The organism is Blastomonas sp. CCH1-A6, assembly GCF_001556365.1.
GTDB lineage: Bacteria > Pseudomonadota > Alphaproteobacteria > Sphingomonadales > Sphingomonadaceae > Blastomonas > Blastomonas ursincola.
In genome coordinates this window covers 1-8,115 of sequence record NZ_LSIS01000467.1, presented here as the reverse complement: position 1 = coordinate 8,115, position 8,115 = coordinate 1, and the positions used below count along the sequence as shown (strand labels likewise).

Below are 8,115 nucleotides of genomic sequence, written 5' to 3'. Positions count from 1 at the left end.
CGGCTGGGCTGGGCGGTGGCGGGCGGGTTCGCCACCGGCTTCGGCATCTGGTCGACGCATTTCGTCGCGATGCTCGGCTATGACCCGGGCATCATCGTCGGCTACGAGATCGCGCGGACCGCAGGGTCGCTGCTGGTCGTCCTGGCAACCACCATCGCCGCGATGCTCATCGCAACGCGCGGGCAGGGGGCAAGGGCGCTGGCCACCGCGAGCGTGCTCGCCGGATCGGGCTTTGCCGTGATGCACTATGTTGGCATGGCCGCGCTCGAAATGCCCGCGCTTATCCGCTGGAATATCGGCTATCTGGCGCTGTCGGTCGCTCTTGCCATCGTGCCGCTCTATCCGGCGCTGGCGCTGGCGCGTCGCCGCACCAGCCTGGCTTCGGGCCTTTCTGCGGCGCTGATCATGACCGGCGCGATCGTCGGGCTGCATTTTTCGGGCATGACCGCGATCGATCTGGTGCCCTCGCGGATCGAGGGTTCGCGCGCGCTGCTCTCGCCGACCACCATGTCGATCCTCATCACGCTGGCCTCCGCCTGTCTGCTGGCGTTGTGTCTCAGCGGCCTCGTCATCGCGCGGCGCACCCGGGCGGCGATCCGCGCGAGCGAGATGCAGTTCGGCGCGCTGATCAAGGGCATTTCGGACTGTGCGATCTACATGCTCGATGCCGAAGGCCGGGTCGCCAACTGGAATGCCGGTGCGCAACGGCTCAAGGGCTATCGGCCGGAAGAGATTGTCGGCAAGCCACTGGCGAGCTTCTACCTGCCCGAGGAACGCGCGGAAGGCGTGCCCGAACGAGCGCTCGTCACCGCGCGCGAGACGGGCAAGTTCAGCGGCGAAGGCTGGCGCGTGCGCAAGGACGGAACGCGTTTCTGGGCGCAGGTGACCATCGAGCGTTTCTGCGACGAATCGGGCAAGCTGCTCGGCTTTGCCAAGATCACCCGCGACATCACCCGGCTCAAGGAAGACCAGGACCACATTGCCGAAGCGCGCCGCCATCGCGATGCCGCGCTCGACCATATGCACCAGGGGCTGTGCCTGTTCGACGCCAAGGGGCGGCTGGTGCTGGCAAACCGGCGCTTTGCCGAAATGTGGGGCCTGGGCGACGGCCAATGCCCGCCCGGAACCGGCGCGCTCGACGTTCTGCGCACCGCGCTGGCCGCGCGCACCGGCGAGGCGACCGCCGAATCGCAGCTGGCCAGGATCTGGGCGCGGCTGGAAGATTCGCTGCGCGATCCCAGCCTGCCGCCCTTCGTGCTCGAGCTCGACGAGGACCTGGTCGTCGCGATGTCGAGCCGCAGCATGGCCGATGGCGGCTGGGTGACCACGATCGAGGACATTACCGCACGGCGGCGTTCCGAAGAGCAGATCGTGCACATGGCGCTGCACGACGGGCTGACCGGCCTGCCCAACCGCACCAGCTTCAACCAGTGGCTCGATGGCGAACTGGCCCAGGCAGCGGTGCAGCGGGGTCAGGTGGCGGTGATCGCGATCGATCTCGACCGGTTCAAGGAGATCAACGACACCCATGGCCATGCGGCGGGCGACCGGGTGCTGCAGCAGATCGGCACCGGTCTGGCCGAGGTGCTCGAGCGGGGCGAGATTGCCGCGCGCGTGGGCGGGGACGAGTTCGCGGTGGCCAAGCATTATGACGAACCGGCAGAGCTCGAGGGCTTTGTCGCCCGGATCAGCGGTGCGCTTTCGCCCGGCGAGGGGGAGGCGGCGAGCGTCGGCGCGAGTTTCGGCATCGCCACCTATCCGGGCGATGCGCAGGGGCGCGAATCGCTGCTCAACAATGCCGACCTCGCCATGTACCGCGCCAAGGCCAGCCCCGGCGAGACGATCTGCTATTATCAGGCCGGCATGGACGAGGACGCGCGGCATCGCCGCCAGATCGCCAACGAACTGCGCCACGCGCTGGCGCGCGACGAGTTCCGGCTGCTCTACCAGCCGCAGCGTTCGCTGCGCACACACCAGATCAGTGGCTATGAGGCGCTGCTGCGCTGGAAGCATCCGCGGCTGGGCCATATCTCGCCGATGGAGTTCATTCCCATCGCCGAACAGACCGGTGAGATCCTCCGGATCGGCGAATGGGTGCTGCGGGCGGCCTGCCGGGAGGCAGCGAGCTGGACCAGCCAGGACAAGGTCGCGGTGAACCTCTCACCCGTGCAGCTGCTCCAGCCGGACCTGCCCGAAATGGTCACGTCGATCCTGCTGGAAACCGGGCTGGCACCGCGCCGGCTGGAACTGGAAATCACCGAGACCGCGCTGATCACCGAAAAGGCACGCGCGCTGCACAGTCTGCGGCGGATCAAGGCACTGGGCGTCTCGGTCGCGATGGACGATTTCGGCACCGGCTATTCGTCGCTCGATACGCTGCATTCCTTCCCGTTCGACAAGATCAAGATCGACAAGTCCTTCCTGCTGCAATCGGGCGAGAGCCCGCAGGCGCAGGCGATCATCCGGGCGGTGCTGGCACTCGGGCGCTCGCTCGGCATTCCGGTGCTGGCCGAAGGTGTCGAGACGCTCGACCAGCTCAAGCTGCTGGTCGATGAAGGTTGCGACGAGGCGCAGGGCTATCTGTTCGATCGTCCTTCGCCGATGCAGGCGGAACCGGCCGAACAGGCCGCGCTGCGTGCGTGATGCAGGCAGCGGGGCCTGACGCCCCGCCGCCGCGTCACTTCATCGCAACCTTCTTCGTCATCAGGGCCTTGTCCTCGTTGGCACGCGCGATGACATACTGGCGGATGCTGTCGATCTCGGGCTTCGACATGACCGGCGCGAAGCTGACCATGCCATTGTCCTTGAGCGCACCGTCATGGACGATCATCTGCCAGTTCTCGGCGCTGGAGAGCGTGCCCGAATAGCGCAGATCGGGGATGATGCCGCCGCGGCCCGAGGCCTGGACCGCCGCATCGCCATGGCAGACAGTGCAATAGCGGCCATAGAGCTGCGCGCCGCCCTGCACGACATCGGCCGCAGCCGTGAGGCCAGGCGGATCGAGCGGCAGCGCGTCGGCAGCGGGCATCGCGGGCAGCTTGCCCTTGCCGCCCAGCTTGAACACCAGCAGACGCGAGATGTTGCGCACCGGGCCCGACATGTCGCTGAGCACGCCGGCGGTGATCGGCCATGCGCCGCCCCATCCGGCGAGCACCGCGACATACTGCTCGCCATTGATGCTATAGGTCATCGGTGCTGCGACCACGCCGGTCTGTGCCTCGAAGCTCCACAGATTCTTGCCGCTGGCCGAATCATAGGCGACGAAATTACCCATGGCATTGCCCTGGAAGACAAGACCGCCAGCAGTGGCGAGCACGCCGCCGTTCCACGGTCCGCCCAGGGTCACGCGCCAGCGTTCCTTCTGCGCCACCGGGTCCCAGGCGATCAGCACGCCCTTGGTCGCCTTTTTCGCGGCCTCGCGCACGGCATTGTCGGCGGGCATCGCGTTGTTCGCGGTGTCCATCCCGACATTGAAGCCGATCTTGGAGGGCTTCCAGCCGGCCGCCGGGATATAGGGATAGCTGGTGATCTGCGCCGGGATGAACACGAGCTTCTGCTTGGCGTCATAGGCCATCGGGTGCCAGTTGTGCGCGCCCAGCGGGCCGGGCGAGACGATGAAGGGCTTGCCGGTCTTGTCGACGCGCGCGGCCGGGTTCTCGATCGGGCGGCCGGTTTTCTGATCGATGCCCGTCGCCCAGTTGACCGGCACGAAATTGTTGGCGGAGATGAATTCGCCGGTCGTGCGGTCGATCACGTAGAAAAAGCCGTTCTTGGGCGCCTGCATCAGCACCTTGCGCGTCTTGCCGCCGATTTCCAGGTCGGCGAGCATGATATGCTGGGTCGCGGTATAGTCCCAGGTCTCGCCCGGCGTGGTCTGGTAGTGCCAGGCATATTCGCCGGTCTTCACCTTGATCGCGACGATCGACGACAGGTACAGATTGTCGCCGCCGCCGGGGCTGCGATAGGCCTGGTTCCACGGCGATCCGTTGCCGACGCCCACGTACAGCAGGCCAAGTTCGGGATCATAGGCCATTGCGTCCCAGACGGTGCCGCCGCCGCCGATATTCCAGTATTCGCCCTTCCAGCTGGTCTCAGCGGCTTTCAGATATTCCGCCTCGTTCGCGCCGGGCCGGTCGGGCACGGTGTAGAATTTCCACAGCTGCTTACCGGTCGCGGCATCATAGGCGGCGACAAAGCCCCGCACGCCGAATTCCGCGCCGCCATTGCCGATGATGACCATGCCGTCGATCACGCGCGGCGCGCCGGTGATGGTGTAGGACTTGTCCTGATCGACCGTCACCTTGCTCCAGATCTCGCGGCCGGTGCCGCGATCAAGCGCGATCAGGCGGCCGTCGAGCGTGCCGAGGAACAGCATGTTGCCCCAGGCGGCGAGGCCGCGATTGACGACGTCGCAGCACGCCTTGACCCCGGTTTCGCCGGGCACCTTGGGGTCATAGTCCCAGAGCGGCTTGCCGGTGGTGGCGTCGAACGCCTTGACCTTCGACCAGGCGGTGGTGACGTAGATCTTGCCGTCGATCACCAGCGGCGTCGCCTCCTGGCCGCGCGCGGTGTCGAGATCGGCATACCAGGCGAGGCCCAGCTCGCCGACATTGCCGGTATTGATCTGGTCGAGCGGACTGAAGCGCTGCTCGTCATAGGTGCGGCCATAGCTCAGCCATTCCTCGCCGCTGGCCTTGATGATCCGCGCGCCATCGATGCCGGTGGTGTCGGTCGCCTTGTTGTCCGCGCCTCCGCCCGAACAGGATGCCACCAGCAGCGCCAGCGCCGCCCCCACAGCCGCTTTCAGCCTCATCGCCTCGTTCCTCTCTCCATGTGCCCAGCCCGTTTTGTCTTGACCTTTGGCGGCCAATGGCTGTCTTTGCGCAACCGGATATTGACGGGGGCCAGACGGCTTGTCCATGGTGATTTAACCACTCGGTTAAGAGCTGGCCGATCAACAACAGGAGAGTTCCATGTTTTCACACGTCATGCTGGGCGCGGACGATATCGACGCGTCCAAGGCGTTCTACGATGCGACCATGGCTGCGCTGGGCGGCAAGCCCGGAATGGTCGATCCCAAGGGCCGCGTCATCTACATGAACAATGGCGGGCTGTTCCTGCTGACCAAGCCGATCGACGGCCAGCCGGCGAGCTGCGGCAATGGCAGCACCATCGGCTTTGCGGCCAGCTCCACCGAGGCCTGCGATGCATGGCACGCGGCCGGCCTGGCGCATGGCGGCACCGCGATCGAGGATCCGCCGGGCGTGCGCGAAGGCGCGGGCATGAAGCTGTATCTCGCCTATCTGCGCGACCCGGCCGGCAACAAGATCTGCGCGATGCACCGGCTCTGATCGGATCATAGCCGCCGCGTGGGATTCTGTGCCTTGCAATTGGCGCAGAATCCCGCTAGGCGCGCACGCTTCCGAATAAGCGGGCTGGCTGGTTATGGGCTGCCATGTTCGCTTGATGCGGATTTCCAAAAAGGAGACCAAAATGCCCAAGCTGAAGACCAAGAGCGGCGTCAAGAAGCGCTTCAAGCTCACCGCCACCGGCAAGGTGAAGCACGGCGTCGCTGGCAAGCGCCACCGGCTGATCAGCCACAATGCCAAGTATATCCGCCAGAATCGCGGCACCAGCGTCATTTCGGACGCCGATGCCAAGACCATCAAGAAATGGGCTCCCTACGGCCTGGGTTGATCCCGCCGGACCCCTTCTCTCGATTTTCACAAGGATATAACTCATGGCACGCATCAAACGGGGTGTTACCACCCGCGCCAAGCACAAGCGCATTCTCGCACAGGCGAAGGGCTATTATGGCCGTCGCAAGAACACCATCCGCATCGCCCGTCAGGCCGTCGAAAAGGCAGGTCAGTATGCCTATCGCGACCGCAAGGCCAAGAAGCGCAACTTCCGCGCTCTGTGGATCCAGCGCATCAACGCCGCGACCCGCATGGAAGGCCTGACCTATGGCCGCTTCATGCATGGCCTGAAGCTCGCCGGAATCGAACTCGACCGCAAGGTCCTGGCCGATCTCGCGATGAACGAGGGCGAAGTGTTCAAGGGTCTGGTCAAGCAGGCACAGGCAGCTCTGCCCGCCGCCTGATCCGGTACCTTCATCGGTTCAACGCAATAAGCGCCGAAGTCCTCGCGATTTCGGCGCTTTTTGCTTGCGCAGGGCCCAGTCGCGCCCACAAGGCCGCACGATGACCCCCGCAGCACCGAAACCGCGCACGCGCTCCCGCTGGACGCTGCTGCTGCGCCTGCTGGCGCTGGCGATGCTGGTCGCGGCCTTTCTGGCGATCGATGGCGAACCGCTGGTCGGCCCGCCGGTCCCGCCCGATGCGCGCAGCATCGCTCTGGCGCGCGGCATCGCCAAGCAGGTCGCGGGGCAGAATGCCGTCGCGGGCGCGCGCGAAACGATCGTCCTGCGGCAGAGCGAGCTCGACGGCTTTTCGGCCATGGCGAGCCAGGTAATCGCGCCGAGCCGGGCCGAGGCGCGGCTGATCGCACCCCGGGGACGCGCCGCTGCGCCGCCCGAACTCGTGCTGCGGCTGAGCCGCAGCCTGCCGCTGGGCGCGTGGCTGAACCTCGAGGCGAGGGCGCACAGCACCGGCGCAGGCCGGGGACTGCCTACCGTGCGCGCCAGCATCGGCCATCTGCCCGTTCCGGCCTGGCTGATGCGGTGGCTGATCGGTCAGGCCTGGTCGATCGCCCAGCCCGACATGCCCGATCCGCCGACGCTCGAGGAGACATTGCTGCAGGTGCAGATCGCGCCGAAAGCCGCGCGTGTCGTGCTGATCAATCCCGGGCGCAACGCGGCGCTGGCTGGCCTTGCGCAGCTGGGCGGCACGGCCAGCGATCCGCGCTGGGTGGCGCGCGCCTATTGCGCGCTGTCGCGCCATGCCGATCCTGATCTGGCCGTCATCGTCCGCCGCGCATGGCAGCTGGAGCGTCCGGCGGAGCTCGGCCCGGCCGAACAGAATCGCGGTCTGCTCCTTGCGGTCGCGATGCGGACGGTGCCCGAATATCGCGATCGCCTCGCCGGGGCGTCGCTGCCGCTGGTGAGCACATGTTCCCCGCCCGACGACCCGGTCGCGCTGGCAGGGCGCGGCGATCTCGCCAAGCACTGGGCGCTCTCCGCCGCGCTGGGGGCGAGCCTGGGTGGTCAGGCGGCGCAGTCGCTGGGTGTGTTCAAGGAGCTGTCGGACAGCCTCAAGGGCGGATCGGGCTTTTCGTTCGTCGATCTTGCCGCCGACCGCTCGGGCGAACGCTTCGCCCGCGCCGCGACCAACCCGCAGCTGGCCCGCTTCCTCCAGACCCGGCTGGCGGCGGTGACCGACGATCAGCTGTTGCCGGGCGAGGCGCTGGACAGACCCGAGGGCCTGGATGCCGGGCTGTTCGAGCGCACCTATAGCAGCATCGATTCGCCCGAATATGCGGCGGCTGTGGCCGCGATCGATCAGCTGCTCGACAATATCGGCGTGCCCAAGCCCTAGCCCTCCTGGCCCTTTTTCAACCCCTGCAGCGCCGCGAAAGGCCCGCTCGCTTCGGGCGTGGAGAGGCCGTATTCGGCGCGCGCGGCTTCGGCATTCGGCCCTTCGGCATAAGGGTCGATCTCGAGCGCCAGCGTCTGCGCGATCGCCTCGCCCAGATCGATGCTGCTGCCCGAATAGGCAATGGTATCGAGATCGTCGCTGCTGAGCTCGATTTCCTCTCCGGCATCGGCCAGCGCGGCCTCATATTCGGCTTCGGGCACGAAGCGCAGCCGATAGTCGGAGGCAATGTGCACCGGGAAATCCTCGCCCGAAATCGCGCAGGACTGGACCAGCGCCGCCTCGATCCGTCCCGAGACATCGACACCCGAGGCGCGCTCCTCGATGCTGGCGGTCGCCGTCAGCGAACCGATCGAGACGATATCGAACCGGCGTGCGAGCGCGGCACGCTCTGCCTCGTCGGCGCTCAGTTCGACGATCTGCCGGGGAATCGCGCGAAGGTCGACGGGGCGCGAAAATTCGGTCGGCTCCTGCATCAGAAGCTCCCCTGCATGATCGTTGTCGCCGGAAGGACGCGAAGCCGCGCATAAAGCTGCGCCAGATGATCGGCCGTGGCGGTGAC

The 8,115-nt window shown here is 66.5% G+C and carries 7 protein-coding genes; 5 read left to right on the top strand and 2 right to left on the bottom strand.

Annotated elements, in window-relative coordinates; genetic code table 11:
• The coding region (locus AX735_RS20985; protein WP_156447566.1) for an EAL domain-containing protein at positions 1-2,643 on the top strand (2,643 nt) is incomplete at its 5' end.
• Between the two features lie 34 nt (positions 2,644-2,677).
• Here AX735_RS20985 and AX735_RS20980 read toward each other — a convergent pair.
• Positions 2,678-4,813, bottom strand: coding sequence for a PQQ-dependent dehydrogenase, methanol/ethanol family (locus AX735_RS20980; protein ID WP_066284443.1), 2,136 nt, complete (start codon positions 4,811-4,813; stop codon positions 2,678-2,680).
• A 160-nt stretch (positions 4,814-4,973) separates the two neighbouring features.
• Between AX735_RS20980 and AX735_RS20975 the strand changes: the two genes are divergently transcribed.
• From AX735_RS20975 to AX735_RS20960, 4 genes are all read left to right on the top strand, one after another.
• Entirely contained in the window at positions 4,974-5,351 is a 378-nt protein-coding gene (locus tag AX735_RS20975; protein WP_060979251.1) for a VOC family protein, read from the top strand.
• 142 nt (positions 5,352-5,493) lie between these two features.
• Positions 5,494-5,697: a 50S ribosomal protein L35 gene (gene rpmI, locus AX735_RS20970; protein ID WP_023837522.1), complete on the top strand. Its 204-nt coding sequence runs from the start codon at positions 5,494-5,496 to the stop codon at positions 5,695-5,697.
• 43 nt (positions 5,698-5,740) lie between these two features.
• The gene (gene rplT, locus AX735_RS20965) at positions 5,741-6,103 is read left to right on the top strand and encodes a 50S ribosomal protein L20 (RefSeq protein WP_023837523.1); all 363 of its coding nucleotides are present in this window, start codon (positions 5,741-5,743) and stop codon (positions 6,101-6,103) included.
• A 100-nt stretch (positions 6,104-6,203) separates the two neighbouring features.
• Positions 6,204-7,496 (top strand): hypothetical protein, encoded by a 1,293-nt coding sequence (locus AX735_RS20960; protein ID WP_066284441.1) that lies wholly within the window; start codon positions 6,204-6,206, stop codon positions 7,494-7,496.
• Here the strand turns inward: AX735_RS20960 and AX735_RS20955 are convergent.
• Positions 7,493-8,029 carry a DUF177 domain-containing protein gene (locus AX735_RS20955; protein ID WP_066284437.1) on the bottom strand — a complete coding sequence of 179 codons (537 nt, stop codon included), beginning with the start codon at positions 8,027-8,029 and terminating at the stop codon, positions 7,493-7,495. The two genes, AX735_RS20960 and AX735_RS20955, sit on opposite strands and share 4 nt — an antisense overlap.
• Between the last annotated feature and the right edge of the window lie 86 nt (positions 8,030-8,115).